Source organism: Bacillus paramycoides, from assembly GCF_001884235.1.
GTDB classification, from domain to species: Bacteria; Bacillota; Bacilli; order Bacillales; family Bacillaceae_G; genus Bacillus_A; species Bacillus_A paramycoides.
Map to the genome: position 1 here is coordinate 62,263 of NZ_MAOI01000048.1, position 18,715 is coordinate 80,977.

Here is an 18,715-nt window from a genome sequence, read left to right on the forward strand (position 1 = left end):
GGATAATAAAAAGGACGGGAACTATACCATGAAAATTACAGCTATTCATATTTACGCGATTCGTTTACCGCTTCGCAATCCATTTGTTATTAGTTATGGCTCTTACCCTGATATGCCTTCTATTATCGTCAAAATGGAAACAAATGAAGGGATTGTCGGTTACGGTGAAGGTGTTGCCGATGATCACGTTACAGGTGAATCATGGGAAAGCACTTTTCATGTTTTAAAACATACACTAGCTCCTGCTCTTATCGGGCAAAATCCAATGAATATCGAAAAAATACACGATATGATGAACAATACGATTTACGGTGTTCCTACAGCGAAAGCTGCAATTGATATCGCTTGTTTTGATGTAATGGGCAAAAAATTAAACCAACCTGTATATCAATTAATTGGCGGACGATACCATGAAGAATTTCCTGTCACTCACGTCTTAAGTATCGCCGATCCTGAAGATATGGCCGAAGAAGCTGCTTCCATGATTAAAAAAGGTTACCAATCTTTCAAAATGAAAGTCGGTACGAATGTACAAGAAGATGTAAAAAGAATTGAAGCTGTCCGTGAGCGTGTAGGAAATGATATCGCTATTCGCGTTGATGTAAACCAAGGATGGAAAAATAGCGCGAACACATTAACAGCACTTCGTTCATTAGGACATTTAAACATCGACTGGATTGAACAACCTGTTATAGCGGATGATATTGACGCAATGGCTCATATTCGTTCTAAAACAGACCTTCCGCTTATGATTGATGAAGGATTAAAAAGCTCTCGTGAAATGCGCCAAATTATTAAATTAGAAGCTGCTGATAAAGTGAATATAAAACTAATGAAATGCGGCGGCATATACCCAGCTGTAAAACTTGCTCATCAAGCGGAAATGGCAGGCATTGAATGCCAAGTTGGATCTATGGTCGAATCATCCGTTGCCTCTTCCGCAGGATTCCATATTGCTTTCTCAAAAAAAATCATTACTAGCGTCGAACTAACAGGACCATTAAAATTTACGAAAGACATTGGGGACTTACATTACGACGTACCATTTATTCGCTTAAACGAAAAGCCGGGACTCGGCATTGAAATAAACGAAACTACATTACAAGAACTAACCGTCTTTCAAGACGTTGTACGCTAAAGGAGGACTAACGCATGACGGTTCTATACGAAGGAACATTAAAACAAAACAGCGAGCCATTTCACGTTACATTATTAGCTCTAGAACATATCGAACAAATCTTATCACTACAAAACGTTGTAATTGAAGCATTAGAAGAGAAAGGTCGTTTACAACCACTCTCGCTAGAAGAGTTTCAATACATTCTAGAAGGAAACGGCATGATGATCGGAGCCTTTATAGAAAAAGAGCTCATCGCATTTCGTGCCCTACTCGCCCCTCCTATTGACGATGAGCATTTAGGACTTGATATCGGCCTATCCGAAAGCGAACTACACCGCGTTATCTATCAAGAAATCTCAAATGTTCACCCGAACTGTCGCGGAAATGGCATGCAAAAAATATTAGCGACAGTCATCATGGACGAATTACAAAAAGAAGATAGCAAATACGATTACGTTTGCTGCACCGTTGCACCTTTTAACATTCCTAGTTTAAAGGATAAGTTTGCGCAAGGAATGGAAATTGCTGCGCTGAAGGAGAAATATGGCGGTAGTATGCGGTATGTTTTTGTGAAGACGTTGCGTATAGATAAAGAAAGCGATTGGACGGATGTTAAGAGTGTTCCGATGAGTGACGCCAGTGAACAGCAGACGTTAATTTCAAAAGATTATCGTGGATACGCAATGGTGAAAATAGACGAAGATTTTATTGTGAAGTTTGGGCGTTAATTTATATGCAAAAAGAAGAGGATGTCACCTCGTCGAATTCTTTGACTAGGTGACATCCCTTTTTATTCTCTTCTTGGTGAACGATGCCATAGTAAATGAAATTATATCAGCGGTTTTTCGAATATATCGATTTACCGACAAATATTGACAGTAATAGCAACCTATATTATAAGAGGAAGCTGTTCCAAAAGGTCTTTTCAGACAGCTTCTTCTTCTTTAAACAATAATATGCACTACTAAACCGTCATCTTCCAACTCGATAACGCTAACCAGTTTTCCATTTCCTTATAATCAGGCATTATCTTCCCGACAAGTCGCCAAAAAGAACGATCATGATTTAAATGAACCATATGACACATTTCATGAACAACTACATAATCAATTACCCGCTGTGGTGCCATTGCTAGCTTCCAATTGAATGTTAGCTGTAGATTTGAATCACAAGTTCCCCACGTACGGCTACTATCTGTAATACGAATGGAGCGCGGTTTTGTTTTAAAGTTACTTTGATGCGCTTTAATACTTTTCTCCACTAACGCCTTGCACTGCTTATAGTAAAATCGTTTTAAAGCTTGTTGTATTTTCTCATCCTTAAGCTCTTTCACATAAATATGTAGCTTATCTCCTTCAAACACTGCATTGTCTTGCGTAATACTTGCATCTTGAGAAATCTGTATCGGATACGTGTTTCCTAAATACAGAAAACCCTCTCCTTGATCATAAGCCTTTTCCTGTGGGCCACGCACTCTCTCCTGCATTTCTTTACGTGTTTTTTGAATCCAATCCCATTTTTCTTCTAACAACTGGATTATATATTCAACAGGTGTCCCTTTCGGAGCTTGTACTTCCACATTCCCGTAAGAATCTACATAAAGACGTACTGATTTTTTCTTTTTATAATTTATATGAAAATTAATTGTCTCACCTAAATATGTATGTACCATTTCATCACCTAACGTATTCGTTCATAATTATTTTTACAAATAAAAAAGAGTAGGATACAAACGTCCTACTCTACCTATTATATCATTTACTACTTTACCATAAATGTTACAATGCTTATCCTCTATACTTTACAGCTAATCCCTTAATGAAATTCCTTGCGTATCTATCGCCGCACTCTTTGTAATTCTTATGGCCTTTCTTTCTTAATAAGGCGCCTAACTCTCCTTTTGTCACCTTAACTCCTACACTGTCTAATATATCAAGCACATCCTCACTCGTTAAAGATAGTGCTATTTTCATTTTCTTTAAAAGAAGATTATTAGCGCTCTCATTGCTCTGTACAGGTGCCGGTTGCCCTGGTTTCGGATCTTGCTTCCCTCTTTTTAAAGTAATAAATCCATTTAAAAATGCCTCTAACATCATCATATCGCATGTTAATACGTACTCATCTTCGATTACATCAGCATTTTCAGCTTCATGCTGAGGAGCTTTCTTTATTTTTGTAAGCATATCAACTACTTCTTCTTTCGTTACTTCCATGCCACCAAGTTTAAAGATTTCCACCATATCTATATCTTTTATATCCATAGCATATCTTACTCTTTTTAATATATCGTTGTTGCTCATTGCCATTGTTTTGCCTCCTGAAATGTTAATTATTTATACAGCTGTTAAAGTTTATCCTTTAACATGCTTTAAACTATCATGCTTAATATAGCTTTTTAGTTAATGTCCGCTAAATTAATACTTTAACATTTTAAAGATAGGTTTTATAGTCTTACCAGAACTTTTCTCCATCATTGTATCTATTTTGTTGTATGCTTATAAAAAGATTTCACTCATAACATTAACTAAAAGAAAAAACAGTGCTTTGATTTCTCAAATACACTGTTCTTTTCCAGCTCTACACTTATTTTAAACGCAACCAAACCACACACTCCACATATGCAGAGCGTACATGGCAACACAAGGGTGCTGGCTGGCTTATTACATTCTTAAAGCCTTTTTCTTTCAGTTGCCATTTGCAAAGGAACCAGCAACTAAATAAAACAAATACCCATAAATTAACGTAACTCATTCCCCTCTACCTTTTGAGAGTTACACCGTTTCACTATCCCCAGCCTCATCAACACTCTCTTCAAACTTATCAAGCAATGCACGCACTTCATCTGTTGATTTCGTGCTCATCAATTGATTTCTTAATTCAGCAGCTCCGTGGAATCCTTTGACATAAATTTTGAAAAAGCGATGAAGCCCTGTGATTGAACGTGGTAGTACTTCTTCATATTGATCTTGAAGATCAAGCTGTAGTCTTAAAAGATCAAGGTGTTCTTTACTGCTATGCTCTCTCGGCTCTTTTTCAAAAGCAAACGGATTTTTAAAGATACCTCGCCCGATCATAACGCCATCAATACCATATTTTTCAGCAAGTTCCATCCCAGTTTGACGGTCAGGGATGTCTCCATTGATTGTTAGTAGCGTATTTGGTGCGATACGGTCACGTAATTTTTTGATCTCCGGAATTAGCTCCCAATGCGCATCTACTTGGCTCATTTCTTCTCTTGTACGTAAATGAATAGAAAGGTTTGCAATATCTTGTTTGAAAATATGCGTTAACCAATCCTCCCACTCATTTAACTCTTTAAAGCCAAGTCTTGTTTTTACGCTGACAGGCAGTCCACCCGCTTTTGCTGCTTGAATAAGTTCTGCCGCAACATCTGGACGTAGAATAAGGCCACTACCTTTTCCTCTCGATGCCACATTCGGTACCGGGCAGCCCATATTAATATCGATGCCTTTAAATCCTAGCTCCGCCATACCAATACTCATTTGACGGAAATATTCAGGATTATCTCCCCAAATATGTGCCACCATTGGCTGTTCATCTTCTGTAAAAATCAAACGGCCACGCACACTTTTCATGCCCTCTGGATGACAATAGCTGTCCGAGTTTGTAAACTCTGTGAAAAATACATCCGGTCGACCGGCTTCACTTACTACGTGACGAAAAACAACGTCTGTCACATCTTCCATTGGTGCAAGTACAAAAAATGGTCGTGGTAAATCACGCCAAAAATTATCTATCATTTCAAACTCAAATCCTCTCACTATGAATACAACTTCAAAATCTCAGTCAAAAAATATAAAGCCAACTGTTACAATAGCTTATTATCAAACACCAGTGTATTTGGACATTTATAATTTGTGAAAATCAGCAATGTTTATTTTAACTAAAATCGTTGCTGAATGGTATTTTTATAAAGTGAAACTTTAATCAGTGGGGGTTTTCTTCATCCCCCACTGATTATTAGTTGAACCAATCGGGCTTTTACGGGCCGTTGATCCCCCACCTAACTTCTTTGCTTTCGCTGAATTTTGAGGTAGGGGTCTTACTGCCCGCAAATAGCGGGATAAACCAAAAAGCAGATGGTATAGATTTTTTCTATATCAACTGCTTTTCTATTATACCAACTTAAGCCAAGCCACACACTCTACATGAGTAGTATGCGGGAACATATCAACAGGCTGTACTTCCTGCGTTTTATATCCGCCTTCTTCTAATGCTTTTAAGTCACGTGCTAATGTTGCTGGGTTACATGATACGTATACGACGCGTTTTGGCTTCATGTCGATGATTGTGTTTAGTAATGCTTCGTCACAGCCTTTACGCGGTGGGTCAACGACCATTGTATCGGCGATTACGCCTTCTTTGTACCATTTTGGAATGACTACTTCTGCTTCTCCTACACCGAATTCAGCGTTTGTCATGTTGTTTAGTGCTGCGTTTCTGTTTGCATCTTCAATTGCTTCTGGAACAATTTCAACACCGTATACTTTTTTCGCTTTTTGCGCTAGGAATAAGGAGATTGATCCGATTCCGCAATATGCATCGATTACTGTTTCGTTACCATTTAATTTTGCGTATTCTAACGTTTTATCGTATAGTACTTTCGTTTGTTCTGGGTTTACTTGATAGAATGAACGTGCTGAAATCGCAAATTTAATGTCACCGATAAAGTCATAAATATATTCTGATCCATACAATACTGTTGTTGTATCTCCGAAGATTACGTTTGTACGTTTCGTGTTTACATTTTGAACGATTGATTTTACTTCTGGGAATTTCGCTGCAATTTCTTCAATGATTGCTTTTTTGTTTGGTAATTCCGCTGTACGTGTAATGAAGACAAGCATAATTTCCCCTGTTACTTGTCCGTAACGAGCCATTACGTGGCGAAGCGTTCCTTTGTTACGCTCTTCGTTGTACGCCGAGATACCGTGCTTTTCACAAATACGTTTTACTTCTTGAATAAGTGTATCGTTTTCTTCTGCCTGAATTAAGCATGATTCCATATTAATGATGTCATGCGTTCCTTGACGATAGAAACCAGCTACAAGTCCACCTTCACGTTCTCCAATCGGTACTTGTGCTTTATTACGATATACCCATGGGTTCTTCATGCCAAGTACAGGATGAACAGGAACATCGCTTAATCCACCGATGCGCTGCATAACGTCACGTACTTGTTTTTCTTTCGCTTTTAACTGTCCTTCATATGTTAAGTGCTGAAGCTGACAACCGCCGCACTGGCTGTATACTGGGCATTCTGCATCTTTACGATATGGGCTCTCCGTATGAAGCTTCATTAAACGACCGAATGCAAAGTTTTTCTTCACTTTAATAATTTTAATTTGTGCCTCTTCACCTGGTAATCCGTTTTTAACGAAAATAGGATATCCTTTCACTTTCGCAACACCGGCACCATCATGTGTTAAATCTTCAAACACTACATCTATAAACTCGTTTTTTTCAACTGGTGGCGTCATTTTTGTACTCATTTTCCGACCTCTCTTTTTCATAACACTGCGTTACATTTTATCATACTTATATGGTCTATTTCTATTGGAAGAAAAAAAGCTATTGACGATAGTTCTCTAGTAATGTTACGCTACTACTAATTTAATACGGACGATGTTACCTCATATATACTTGATAATATGGATCGAGAGTTTCTACCCGGCAACCTTAAATTGCTGGACTATGGGGAAAACTAATGAATATTAGCCTATGTATAAAAAGACTCATATTGATTAGCTTTCTCTCATAGATGAAAGTGAATCCATATGGGTCTTTTTTTTATTTTTATTTTTCAAAAGGGTCAGACATCTTACGTATGACATAAAACCTCTTCATTTTATTTTTAGTAATATAACGAGCGTTTTATGTACAAACTTTATACGAACTTCTGAAAGGGGCAACTACATGCAATATGTAATGAGCATTATCGGCATTCTTGTCGTTTTAGGTTTATGTTTTGCTTTGTCAAACAACAAAAGTAAAATCAACTTCCGTGCAATTGCTATTATGATTGGTTTTCAAATTTTAATCGGTTGGTTTATGTTTGGCACAAAGATTGGTCAACAAATCATTATTTTCATTGGTAAAGTTTTCAACAAACTAATTAAACTTGGTACGACAGGTGTCGATTTTCTCTTTAATGGAATTCAAAGAGATTTTGTCTTTTTCTTAAACGTATTATTAATTATCGTATTTTTCTCAGCACTACTTTCTATCTTTAGTTATTTAGGTGTTTTACCATTCATCGTTCGCGTTGTCGGCGGTGCAATTTCAAAAATTACTGGTTTACCACGCGTTGAATCATTCCACGCAGTAAACTCTGTATTCTTCGGTTCAAGTGAAGCGTTAATCGTTATTAAAAACGATTTACAGCATTTTAATAAAAACCGTATGTTTATCATTTGTTGTTCTGCGATGAGCTCGGTTTCTGCTTCTGTTACAGCATCATACGTAATGATGTTAGATGCGAAATATGTACTAGCAGCTCTTCCGCTAAACTTGTTCTCAAGCTTAATCGTTTGTTCGTTATTAACACCAGTTGATACGAAAAAAGAAGATGAAGTAATTCAAAAATTTGATAGAACTCTATTCGGAGACAGCTTTATCGGTGCAATGATTAACGGTGCGCTCGACGGTTTAAAAGTAGCTGGTATCGTTGCCGCATTAATGATCGCCTTTATCGGTGTTATGGAAGTTGTAAACTACGTAATCAGCGCAGCTTCAGGTGCAATGGGACATGCTGTTACGTTACAACAAATCTTCGGTTATATACTTGCTCCATTCGCATTCTTAATGGGTATCCCAACTCACGATATTATCCCAGCTGGTGGTATTATGGGTACGAAGATTGTCTTAAATGAATTCGTAGCAATCCTTGATTTAAAAGGTGCTGCTGCAACATTATCTCCACGTACAGTTGGAATCGTTACCGTATTCTTAATTAGCTTCGCAAGTATTAGCCAAATTGGTGCGATCGTTGGTACAATCCGTGCCCTTTCTGAAAAACAAGGAAGCGTCGTATCTCAGTTTGGTTGGAAAATGCTATTTGCATCAACACTTGCTTCTATTTTATCTGCGACAATCGCTGGATTGTTTATTTAATAAAAAAATCACCTTGGCTTAAACAGCAAGGTGATTTTTTATTATTATCATTTAAGAAACTGAAGAAAACTCTAGTGCCTCTTCCTTATTAATAATTTCTCCCTTATGTTTACCCTTCACCGAAATATCAATAATTGATTTATTTCCTGTTTCCAGTTTCCCTAAAGAAAACGTATATATTAAGCCATCTTTTTTTAGCATCCATCGTTTCCCGTGCCAAGGACCAGTTAACTTCTGTTCTGGCGATGCTATTATTTCTCCAAAATATTCACATTCTCCTAGAGATGTTTTTACTGTATTCTTCTCCGTATCAATAACTACATAGTTAAGAAGCTTTATACTTTCACTTGAAAAAATCTCTACTTCATGATTACTTTTTTTCTTAAATTTCAGCTTTCCATCCTTTGTATTAACCAATTCACTTTGATCAATTGCATTTAGTACAAACTCATACTCTTCTTTTGTAACGCCGAAATTAGGATGATACGGAAAACTTTTTTTCTCTGCATGTTCTTCTACGTATTTTAAATACCAATCCATATTATTCGCTAGATGCTCTCTCATTCTTTGACCAATACTCCCTACCTTTTCAAGGGTATCTGGATCCATCTCCAGCGTCATAATATCCGCCGTTACTTCCGCATTCATAAGGTGTGACGGAATATACTCCTCCACACTATTTGCTTTACTGACTTCACTTTGGCACCCTACTATGAATAGCATTATGAAAAGAATATATACTAATTTTCTATACTTCATTTCTGTTCCTCACTCCGTGCATCATTCTTACTTAAATTTATAGCGGTTTTTATTATAGTCCAAAATCCAGATATCTTAATAAAAACTACCCCTATATGCAAAATTGCATATTAATAAACCTTTCTCTTACTTTAAAATTAGCTTAAAACATTTACCAAAATATACAAATTACAAACAACAAATGTTATAATTTGTAAAAATATATTGGAGGACTTTATGAAAATTCACGCCCTTTTCGATTTTTTACATTTACTAGTCTTGAGCATGAAAAGTTATTATGTATGGGGAATGCCTATCTATGTCTTCATCATTCCTCTTATTTTTGTAGTCGGTTATATTATTATCAATTCTAATAAGAAGCGAAAGAATACATCTATTCAAAGTCACTAATCTATCGCCCTAATAGCCCCTCCTAAAAATCATATTCCCCTCATTTTCTTCAAATGATATGATGAACAAGGGTATATCCCCACCACTCTTATAGCGGTGGGGATTTTAATGTAAGCATGCAACATACTACACAATAGAAGGTGATTTTATGAAAAAATATGCAGTAATTGCTTTATGTACGTCTGCCATTCTAACAGGCTGTAACACGAATAATGCTAGCCAAGAACCTGCAAAAGAGAAAAAAGTACAAGAAGTAAAAAAACAGGAAGAGACTGTACAAACACAAGGGAAAATTTCTTATAACCCAATTACGCACGAATCTACAAACACAAATATTCATATTACAGATATAAAAGATGCTTTAACCGAAGTACAATATAAAATTTGGCGTACTGCTGATGGAAAAGAAAATACTAAATCTTTTTCTTCTAAAGAAAAGGATCAGCAATTTACACTTCCCTTTGATATAAAAGAATTTGAAGGAAAACGCGGTGAATATCAAATTGAAGCAATAGGGATAAAAGAGGATGGGAAAACTATTCCGCTTACAAAATCTACTATAACTTTCGAGCAAAAGGTTCCTGTTCTTATGTATCATGCAATTGATGATTACCACGGACAAGGCATTAAAGACTTATTCGTATCTCCAGCTAACTTTGAAGCACAAATGAAGTATTTAAAAGAAAACGGTTATACATTGTTAACATTTGAACGCTGGGGCGATATAAATAAAGTAAACAAGCCGATTTTCGTTACATTTGATGACGGTATGAAAAATAATATGAATGCATTTCGCATTTTACAAAAGCTAAAAGACGATACGTTTAAACCAGCGGCAACAGAATATATGATTGTTGATAACGTTGATGTAGAAGGCGCTCTTTCTACATCTGAAATAAAAGAAATGGTTGATTCCGGCATTTTCTCTGTACAATCTCACACAGCAACACATGCAGACTTGCCGAAAATTACAAACTATGAAGAAGAGTTAAAAGGCTCAAAAGAAAAGCTAGAGAAAATAACAGGTAAGCCTGTTATCGCAATTGCTTATCCATTCGGTCATGTAGACGATAAAGTTGTCGCGGAAACAAAAAAATACTATCAATTTGCAACGACAACGAAGCCTGGACAATTCATTACAAAAGGTGAGCCTGATGAGTTGTTAAAAATGAAGCGCGTTCGTATACACCATACAACTACAGTTGAACAATTCGCTTCTTCAATTAAGTAAACGTGAGAGCTCAATACATTTTGAGCTCTCTTTTTACGTTATATTTATATATATTTTTTGAATTTTCTTGTATTATATATAATAAGAAATCTTTCAAACTAAAGGAGATTATACATATGTCATTTGAACAAACGTTAGAGAAATATGCTGCCCTTGCAGTCAATGTTGGTGTTAATATTCAGCCAGGACAAACTTTATCAATTAGTGCACCTCTAGAAGCTGTACAATTTGTACGCCTCGTTACAGAAAAAGCATATAAATCTGGTGCAAAACACGTATATGTTGATTGGAATGATGAGACGTTAACACGCTTAAAGTTCGATCTAGCTCCTGAAGAAGCTTTCTCTGAATTCCCTTCTTGGAAAGCACATGCTCGTGAAGAATTAGCAAAAGAAGGTGCTGCATTTATGTCTATTTATGCAGAAAACCCTGATTTATTAAAAGGCGTAGAACCAACGCGCATCGCAACAGCTCATAAAGTAGCTGGTGAAGCAATGAAAGTATACCGTGATTACGTACAAGCAGATAAAGTAAGCTGGTGTGTAATTTCTGTTCCTACGAAAGAATGGGCTGCGAAAGTATTCCCTGATGTAGCACCAGAGGAACAAGAGGCAAAACTATGGGATGCTATCTTTAAAGCTACTCGTGCTGATTTAGAGAATCCTGTGGAAGCATGGAAAGAGCATGACGAAACGCTACATACAAAAGTAGATTACTTAAACGAAAAACATTATAAAGCTCTTCACTATACAGGTCCTGGAACAGATTTAACGATCGAGCTTCCAGAGAAACATGTATGGGCTGGTGCTGGTAGCTTAAATGAAAAGAACGTACCATTTATGGCTAACATTCCAACTGAAGAAGTATTTACAATGCCACTTAAAACAGGTGTAAACGGTCAAGTGTCTAGCACAAAACCATTAGCGTTTGCAGGTAACATTATCGATAACTTTACGTTAACATTTGAAAATGGACGTATCGTAGACTATAAAGCTGAAGCTGGCGAGGAAGCTTTAAAACATTTAGTAGAAACAGATGAAGGTTCTCACTTCTTAGGAGAAGTAGCTTTAGTACCTCATGATTCACCAATTTCAAACACAAATATTTTATTCTACAATACGCTATTTGACGAAAATGCATCTTGCCACCTTGCAATCGGAAATGCTTATGCATTTAACTTAGTAGGCGGGAAAACAATGTCTAAAGAGGAACTTGCTGAAAATGGTGCAAATGCTAGTATTACACACGAAGACTTCATGATTGGCTCAGCTGAGCTTGATATCGACGGTATTACAGCTGATGGAAGACATGAGCCAATCTTCCGTAAAGGTAACTGGGCGTTTTAAGTTAACCATTATAAAAAACACATTGGATTACCCAATGTGTTTTTTATTTGTTCGGCTTCAATTCAAATTTTATCGTTCTATTCTCATGCGTAAACTCAGGCCTATACGTAGCGATATATGTATTTTCTTTCGCTACATCAAATAGCATCACATCTTGAATTTTTTCATCCGGTGCTACCTTTTTACTAGTGAAACTATCATATTTATATTCTTTAAATTTTGTACCTTTCTTATCTGTAAGCTCAAATTCGTAAAATGCAAAAGGTATTTCCTTTTTACTATTATTTTTCACTGTGAAAACAATTCCTAAAATATCATCTTTCTTTTTATCCGTAGTGTAGTCTGGATATCCTAATTGAACTGAATCAAGAGTTACTTGCAAACCATCTACATCTACTGTCTCACCTATTTTATAAATTTTTTCTTGAACGTCTTCTTGTTTACTTTCATTACTATTTTTAGTCTCAGTACAAGCACTTAAACTAAAAGCTATGCCACAAATTAAAACGATTTGACTCACTTTTTTCAACATACTCTTCCCTCCATATGAGACAAGATTTTTATATTTATCCCGCATTAACGGGCAGTAAGACTCCCACCTCGAAATTCAGCTGGAGCAAAGAAGTTAGGTGGGAGATCAACTGCCCGTAAACGCCCGATTGGTTCAACTAATAATCAGTAGGGGATGAACAAAACCCCCACTGATTAAAGTTTCACTTTATCATAACAAAGTCTTTCGTTTCCTCGTGTCATATTTTGTAATAACGAATGCTAACCAAAAGAAAAAAGCTATCTTCTATAAAAGATAGCTTTCATGATGCCGATGACACTTTAAGTCCAATTACCCCTAAAACAATAAAGAGAATACAAAATGCTTGGAATAAGCTAATATGCTCTTTAAAGAAGTACACACTAATGATTGTAATAAGGAGCGTTCCTACACCAGACCAAATTGCATAAGCAATACTTAAATGAATCTTTTTAACAACGATGGCAAACACGCTGAAACAAATACCATAGAATACGAAAATAAGTACACTTGGAACGAGCTTCGTTAAACCGTTCGATAATTTCATCGCAATTGTTCCAGCTACTTCAAAAATAATTGTTACAAGTAATAATAGCCAATATACCATACTAGAATCTCCTTCTCTGTTACCTTATCGAGATTCTAGTATACTACTTATAGTCCTAATGAAATATATTTAATTTCTAAATATTCTTCGATACCGAAATGGCCTCCTTCACGGCCGATACCACTTTCTTTAAAGCCACCAAATGGCGCTTGTGCAACTGATGGAAGGCCATCATTTAAACCGATAATACCATACTCTAACGCCTCGCTAATTTGGAATGCTTGGCTAATGTCTTTTGTGAAAATATACGCAGCTAAACCGTATGGTGTATTATTCGCTCGCTCGATTACTTCTTCAACTGTTTTAAATTTCGCAACCGGTGCAACTGGTCCGAATGTTTCTTCATTCATGCAAAGCATTGTATCATTCGCCAATCCAATTACAGTTGGTTGAATGAAATATCCATCTAATTCTGCAATTTTGTGGCCACCATATAAAACTTCGCCACCTTTTTGAATTGCATCTTCAATATGTTCTTGCACTTTTGAAATTGCATTTGCATCAATAAGTGGTCCTACAGTTGTTCCTTCGCCGAATCCGTCTCCAACTTTAAGCTGACCTACAGCTTTTTGGAACTTTCCTGCAAATTCTTCGTACACTCCTTCTTGGACAAATACTCGGTTCGTACATATACACGTCTGTCCTGCGTTACGGAATTTCGAACCAATTACAGCTTCTACAGCCTTATCTAAATCAGCATCATTCATAACAATAAACGGCGCGTGACCACCTAACTCAAGCGAAACCTTTTTCATTGTTTGCGCAGCACTAGCCATTAATTCTTTCCCAATTTCAGTTGATCCTGTAAAGGAAACTTTTCGAACGCGATCATCTTCCATCCACGTATCAGCAATTGCTTTTGCACTACCTGTTACAATATTTATTACACCTTTTGGAATATCTGCTTCATGTGCTAATTCAGCTAACTTCAATGCAGTTAATGGTGTTTGACTCGCTGGTTTCACAACCGCTGTACAGCCCGCTGCAAGCGCCGGAGCTACCTTTCTCGTGATCATAGCAGCTGGGAAGTTCCACGGTGTAATAGCCGCCATTACTCCAACTGGTTGTTTCATTACTAGAATGCGTTTATCCGGATGAGAAGCTGGAATCATTTCACCGTATATTCTTTTTCCTTCTTCTGCATACCACTCAACAAAACTATTTGCATAATTCACTTCACCAAGTGCTTCCGCAAATGGTTTCCCTTGTTCTCTCGTCATAATCGCTGCAATCTCTTCTTTATTTTCATCAATAAGTGTAAACCACTTTTTTAACTTTGCTGCACGATCTGCTGCTGTTAATTTTGACCATGATTTAAAGGCTTCCTGTGCAGCGTCAACAGCTTGCTTTGCCTCTGTTACTCCGCCTTTAGGTACAGTTGCAAATACTTCTTGTGTTGCTGGATTGTTAATTTCAATTTGTTCTTGTAAAGTAATCCACTCGCCATTTATATACATTGCCTTTTTATCTAAGTTTACGAACATCGCTTTTTTATCCAATGTTTTCTTCCTCCTCTATGAACTTCTTAATCTTCCTAGTGGCAGCAGATTGACTTATTTGCAAAAACTCAGCCACTTTATAACTTGATCCATACGTTTTATACGCTTTAAGAATAATATTTCTCTCTACCTCTTCCAGCATTCTATAAAGACTTTGCCCAGATTGTTCAACTGTCGCCTCTTGCATAGATAATGGCAAATCTTCTACCGTTACAAAATCATCTGCAGTGATAACAATTCTTTCAATTACATTCTCTATTTCCCTATTGTTTCCTTCCCATGGATATCCGACAAACATTTGTAACGTACTAGGAGCTAGCTTCACGTCACGTCCGTACTTTTTATTAAAATGATGTAAATAATGATAGACTAGCGGCAATATATCTTCTGTCCGCTCACGAAGTGGAGGAATTGAAATTGGTATTACATTTAGGCGGTAATACAAGTCCTTCCTAAATGTCCCCTCCTTTACCATTTCGCTTAAGTCCCTATTCGTGGCCGCGACTATACGAACATCTACTTTTTTTAAATCTCTTCCTCCTACCGGCCGAAATGTTTTCTCCTGTAATACTTGTAGAAGTTTTGACTGAATTTCAAGCGGCATTTCACCAATTTCATCTAAGAAAAGAGTTCCTTTATGTGCTGATTCTAAAAGCCCCTTTTTCCCTTCACGATTTGCACCTGTAAAAGATCCACCTGAATATCCAAAAAGCTCAGATTCAATTAAATTCGTCGGCAATGCCGCACAATTAATTTCATAAAAGCTTTCATTTTTTCGGTGACTCACCTCATGCAAATGGCGTACTAACCGGCTTTTCCCTACTCCAGTCTCACCTAGTACGAGAACCGTACTATCTACCACGGAAACCTTTTTGATCGTTTCGACTATTTTTTGCATAGCGATACTTTTAAAAATAAGCCCTTCATGTTCATACGTTTCTCTTAATTCTTTTTTATATGTCTTTAACTGATTATCCATTTCCTCTACCTTCTTACGTAATTGGTAGAGTTCGGTAAGATCTCGGGAATAACTAATAACTCGTCTTAAATTACCTTGTTCATCAAATACTGGCCTTGTACGAACATGTAAATATTCTCCTGATTTCGTTGTTTGAACGAGTTCTACAGGCCTTTCCTTTTCAATTACTTCTAACGTTGCAGATGGATAAAAAATCCCTTCTTTTTGTAGTTCTTGTACATGCTTTCCTACTAATTCCTTAGCAGAGAGCTGGTAATGTCTTTCACACATGCTATTTACACGTACAACGATTCCCTTGTCATCCGTAACAAAAATTTCATCAAATGCATATTCAAATACATCTTGTAAATCCATCAACACTCGTTCCTTTTCTGCAACCATCCTAGCCACTCCCTGCCTCATATCCATCGATTCACTTTACTACCTTTATTATAAAGTGAATTTTCTGCATTTTATATAGAGTAAGCTAGAATGTTTTCAATTTGTTATTTATACAAATCTATTTATATTTTTCAGCACATAATTCGCTGCCTTGAAAAATACAGAACGCGATTGCAACCATACCTTCACTTTGTTTTAGCTTGGTATGGGGCAGGAAAAGGGGCTGATCGATTCTATACATGGTCAGACGCCCCCTTCTGCCTAAAAAGAAAAGCTTTATACCCTTTTTTAAGTTATCTCAATTCTTTATACACGAGCGATATTTGCTTGCTCATAACAAGCTTGCAATGATTCTTCAATTATTGTTAAACCTTCTTCAAGTTGCTCATCTGTAATAACTAATGGCATTAACACACGGATAACATTTCCATATGTTCCTGCTGATAATAGAAGAAGCCCGCGTTTATTTGCTTCTGCACATAAATTAGACGTCAATGCTTTATCTGGTGCCTTCGTCTTGCGATCTTGAACAAGCTCAAATGCACACATCGCTCCTAAACCTCGTACATTACCGATGCAATTATATTTATTTTTCATCTCTTCAAATCGATTCATTACTACTTTTCCGAGTTCTAGAGCTCTATCATTTAATTTTTCCTTTTCTATTACATCAAGAACAGCTAACGCCGCGGCACAACCTAATGGGCTTCCAGCATATGTTCCTCCTAATTCTCCCGGCGCAGACTCATTCATAATTTCTTTACGCCCAATTACACCACTAATCGGTACGCCGGCGCCTAATGATTTAGATACCGTAATTAAATCTGGAACGACATCATAATGATCAATGGCAAAGTATTTTCCTGTACGACTAAAACCAGTTTGAATTTCATCCGCTACAAATAAGATGCCGTGTTCTGAACAAATGCGGCGAACTTCTTGAACAAATTTCTTACTTGGAACGATAAATCCACCTTCTCCTTGAACTGGCTCCATTACGACAGCTGCGATTGATTCTGGTGCTACTTCTGATATAAAGAAATTCTTAAACTCTTCAATGATAAAATCATCATACTGCTCTTCTGTTAATCCTTCTGGACGGCGGTATTCATATGGGAATGGCGCTTTATATACTTCTGGAGCAAATGGGCCAAATCCAAATTTATATGGTTTTACTTTACTTGTCATCGTCATTGTCATTAATGTACGGCCGTGAAACCCTTTAGAAAATGCGATAATACCAGGTCGTTTCGTATATTTACGAGCGATTTTTACCGCATTTTCGACCGCTTCGGCACCACTGTTTAAAAACAATACTTGTTTATCAAAACTCCCTGGTGCTAATGCTGCAAGCTTCTCTGCCAATTCAATATACGGCTCATACATCATTACATTGAAGCCAGTATGAATATATTGATCTACTTGTTTATGAAGCGCTTCTTTAACAGCAGGATGACAATGCCCTACATTAATTGTCCCAATTGCTCCCGCGAAATCAATAAACTGATTTCCATCCACATCTGTTACAAGTGCGCCATTTGCAGACTGTACAAATGTTGGAATTCCATTACTTACTCCTTTTGGCACTATATTTTGGCGGCGTTCTAATAAAGATGCTGCTTTCGGTCCTGGAATTTGTTCATTTACTTTAGCAAATTTTTTTGTGTTCATTGCGTACCCCATCCTTTTCTATACAATGTTTTCTCTTTTTATTGCAAGATGTGTGCCAACTCACCCTATCTAGCGTTCATCCCATTCGCTTAATATCTTGGCATAAAAAATAAGTCTATAAAGACTCATTAAGAGTCCTTATAGACTTATTTTTTTATACGTTAGACTTTCCTTGTTCCCAAATAAACTCACCTGAATGAGAAATTAAATCCTCAACAGATTGTAATATTAAATCTGCAAGTGGTTCTAACGTTTGACGATCACCCGTGCCAGATAGTACTCCAATTGCGTAGCAATCGCCACCATTTTTCGCTAAATGTAGATCCGTCGGCGTATCCCCAACGACCGCTACTTCACATGTTTCTAGATTAAACCTCTCGCAAAACGATTCTATAATTCTTTTATCTGGCTTCTGTGCTGGAAACGTATCTGAAGCTATAACACAATCAAAAAAAGCTTCCAATTGATACTGCTTTAAAAATAATTCTGTCGGCGCGAAGTCATCAGCGGTAACAACACCTAGAATAAATCCTCTATCCCTTAACGCTTGTAAAACTTTCGGTAAATCTGCCGTCATTCTCATATGTGAACGATGCTCGTACATAAGAGCAAACAATTTTTCACTTACCCATTGATGCATCTCTTCTTCTTTAGATGATGTAATATACTTACAAAGCCCCTTTGCCACATCAAGACTCGTTCCAGCAGCAAGCGCACTACGTGGGTTAACAAACGCTCCCTCTACACCAATCTCTTTTAATAAAATTGGTTGCATTGATTCTGGTAATTGATATATATTTATACATTCAGAAACAAGCTCTTCAGCTACCTTTATCCAGATCGAATGAAAATCCATTAATGTCCCATCTTTATCAAATAGTATTGCTTTTACCTTATCCATAGCACCCTACCTCTCATTTCTTCTCTCCTCCAGTGTATCAATAAAGTATGGATATAAAATAAATGAATTGTAAAAATACCATAAAAATCAAACTAACTTCCAATTTACAATTCATCTATATAAAGTGAAACTTTAATCGGCGGGAGTTTTATCCCCCCCCCCACTATT

Annotated in this window: 17 protein-coding genes and 1 riboswitch; of the genes, 5 read left to right on the plus strand and 12 right to left on the minus strand. The window is 36.9% G+C overall.

The window, feature by feature from the left end; translation table 11 throughout:
* The first annotated feature begins 28 nt into the window (after positions 1 to 28).
* Positions 29 to 1,138: a mandelate racemase/muconate lactonizing enzyme family protein gene (locus BAU28_RS07925; protein ID WP_071718266.1), complete on the plus strand. Its 1,110-nt coding sequence runs from the start codon at positions 29 to 31 to the stop codon at positions 1,136 to 1,138.
* Between the two features lie 14 nt (positions 1,139 to 1,152).
* Positions 1,153 to 1,848, plus strand: a complete 696-nt coding sequence (locus BAU28_RS07930; protein WP_071718267.1) for an N-acetyltransferase — start codon at positions 1,153 to 1,155, stop codon at positions 1,846 to 1,848.
* 236 nt (positions 1,849 to 2,084) lie between these two features.
* Here BAU28_RS07930 and BAU28_RS07935 read toward each other — a convergent pair whose 3' ends face one another.
* The 4 genes from BAU28_RS07935 to rlmD all read right to left on the minus strand — a co-directional run bounded on the left by BAU28_RS07935 (position 2,085) and on the right by rlmD (position 6,633).
* The gene (locus tag BAU28_RS07935) at positions 2,085 to 2,792 is read right to left on the minus strand and encodes a M48 family metallopeptidase (RefSeq protein WP_071718268.1); all 708 of its coding nucleotides are present in this window, start codon (positions 2,790 to 2,792) and stop codon (positions 2,085 to 2,087) included.
* Between the two features lie 115 nt (positions 2,793 to 2,907).
* Positions 2,908 to 3,426 (minus strand): YehS family protein, encoded by a 519-nt coding sequence (locus tag BAU28_RS07940; protein WP_071718269.1) that lies wholly within the window; start codon positions 3,424 to 3,426, stop codon positions 2,908 to 2,910.
* Between the two features lie 465 nt (positions 3,427 to 3,891).
* Positions 3,892 to 4,881: a tRNA dihydrouridine synthase gene (locus BAU28_RS07945; RefSeq protein ID WP_071718270.1), complete on the minus strand. Its 990-nt coding sequence runs from the start codon at positions 4,879 to 4,881 to the stop codon at positions 3,892 to 3,894.
* Between the two features lie 375 nt (positions 4,882 to 5,256).
* Complete coding sequence (gene rlmD, locus BAU28_RS07950) at positions 5,257 to 6,633, minus strand: 23S rRNA (uracil(1939)-C(5))-methyltransferase RlmD (protein ID WP_071718271.1); 1,377 nt, start codon at positions 6,631 to 6,633, stop codon at positions 5,257 to 5,259.
* Positions 6,634 to 6,754: 121 nt separating this feature from the next.
* Positions 6,755 to 6,856: riboswitch (purine riboswitch) on the plus strand.
* A gap of 201 nt (positions 6,857 to 7,057) precedes the next feature.
* Between rlmD and BAU28_RS07955 the strand changes: the two genes are divergently transcribed.
* Positions 7,058 to 8,254 carry a NupC/NupG family nucleoside CNT transporter gene (locus BAU28_RS07955; RefSeq protein ID WP_025151280.1) on the plus strand — a complete coding sequence of 399 codons (1,197 nt, stop codon included), beginning with the start codon at positions 7,058 to 7,060 and terminating at the stop codon, positions 8,252 to 8,254.
* Positions 8,255 to 8,305: 51 nt separating this feature from the next.
* Here the strand turns inward: BAU28_RS07955 and BAU28_RS07960 are convergent, their stop codons facing one another.
* Complete coding sequence (locus tag BAU28_RS07960) at positions 8,306 to 9,013, minus strand: hypothetical protein (RefSeq protein WP_071718272.1); 708 nt, start codon at positions 9,011 to 9,013, stop codon at positions 8,306 to 8,308.
* A 538-nt stretch (positions 9,014 to 9,551) separates the two neighbouring features.
* On the opposite strand from BAU28_RS07960, the gene BAU28_RS07965 reads away from it, so the two are divergent.
* Positions 9,552 to 10,634, plus strand: coding sequence for a polysaccharide deacetylase family protein (locus BAU28_RS07965; protein WP_071718273.1), 1,083 nt, complete (start codon positions 9,552 to 9,554; stop codon positions 10,632 to 10,634).
* A 116-nt stretch (positions 10,635 to 10,750) separates the two neighbouring features.
* The gene (locus BAU28_RS07970) at positions 10,751 to 11,980 is read left to right on the plus strand and encodes an aminopeptidase (protein WP_071718274.1); all 1,230 of its coding nucleotides are present in this window, start codon (positions 10,751 to 10,753) and stop codon (positions 11,978 to 11,980) included.
* 43 nt (positions 11,981 to 12,023) lie between these two features.
* Here BAU28_RS07970 and BAU28_RS07975 read toward each other — a convergent pair whose 3' ends face one another.
* The 7 genes from BAU28_RS07975 to BAU28_RS08000 all read right to left on the minus strand — a co-directional run bounded on the left by BAU28_RS07975 (position 12,024) and on the right by BAU28_RS08000 (position 18,547).
* A complete protein-coding gene (locus BAU28_RS07975) occupies positions 12,024 to 12,512 on the minus strand; it encodes a DUF4352 domain-containing protein (RefSeq protein ID WP_071718275.1) in 489 nt (162 codons plus the stop codon).
* Between the two features lie 280 nt (positions 12,513 to 12,792).
* The gene (locus tag BAU28_RS07980; RefSeq protein ID WP_000263262.1) at positions 12,793 to 13,116 is read right to left on the minus strand and encodes a DMT family transporter; all 324 of its coding nucleotides are present in this window, start codon (positions 13,114 to 13,116) and stop codon (positions 12,793 to 12,795) included.
* Between the two features lie 47 nt (positions 13,117 to 13,163).
* A complete protein-coding gene (gene gabD, locus BAU28_RS07985; protein ID WP_071718276.1) occupies positions 13,164 to 14,615 on the minus strand; it encodes an NADP-dependent succinate-semialdehyde dehydrogenase in 1,452 nt (483 codons plus the stop codon).
* Positions 14,608 to 15,975 (minus strand): sigma-54 interaction domain-containing protein, encoded by a 1,368-nt coding sequence (locus tag BAU28_RS07990; RefSeq protein WP_071718277.1) that lies wholly within the window; start codon positions 15,973 to 15,975, stop codon positions 14,608 to 14,610. Before BAU28_RS07990 ends, gabD begins: the two co-directional genes overlap by 8 nt.
* 118 nt (positions 15,976 to 16,093) lie before the next feature.
* Entirely contained in the window at positions 16,094 to 16,216 is a 123-nt protein-coding gene (locus BAU28_RS31295) for a hypothetical protein (RefSeq protein WP_255300179.1), read from the minus strand.
* Between the two features lie 65 nt (positions 16,217 to 16,281).
* Complete coding sequence (gabT, locus tag BAU28_RS07995; protein WP_071718278.1) at positions 16,282 to 17,646, minus strand: 4-aminobutyrate--2-oxoglutarate transaminase; 1,365 nt, start codon at positions 17,644 to 17,646, stop codon at positions 16,282 to 16,284.
* Positions 17,647 to 17,800: 154 nt separating this feature from the next.
* Positions 17,801 to 18,547, minus strand: coding sequence for an HAD family hydrolase (locus tag BAU28_RS08000; protein ID WP_071718279.1), 747 nt, complete (start codon positions 18,545 to 18,547; stop codon positions 17,801 to 17,803).
* Positions 18,548 to 18,715: the final 168 nt, after the last annotated feature.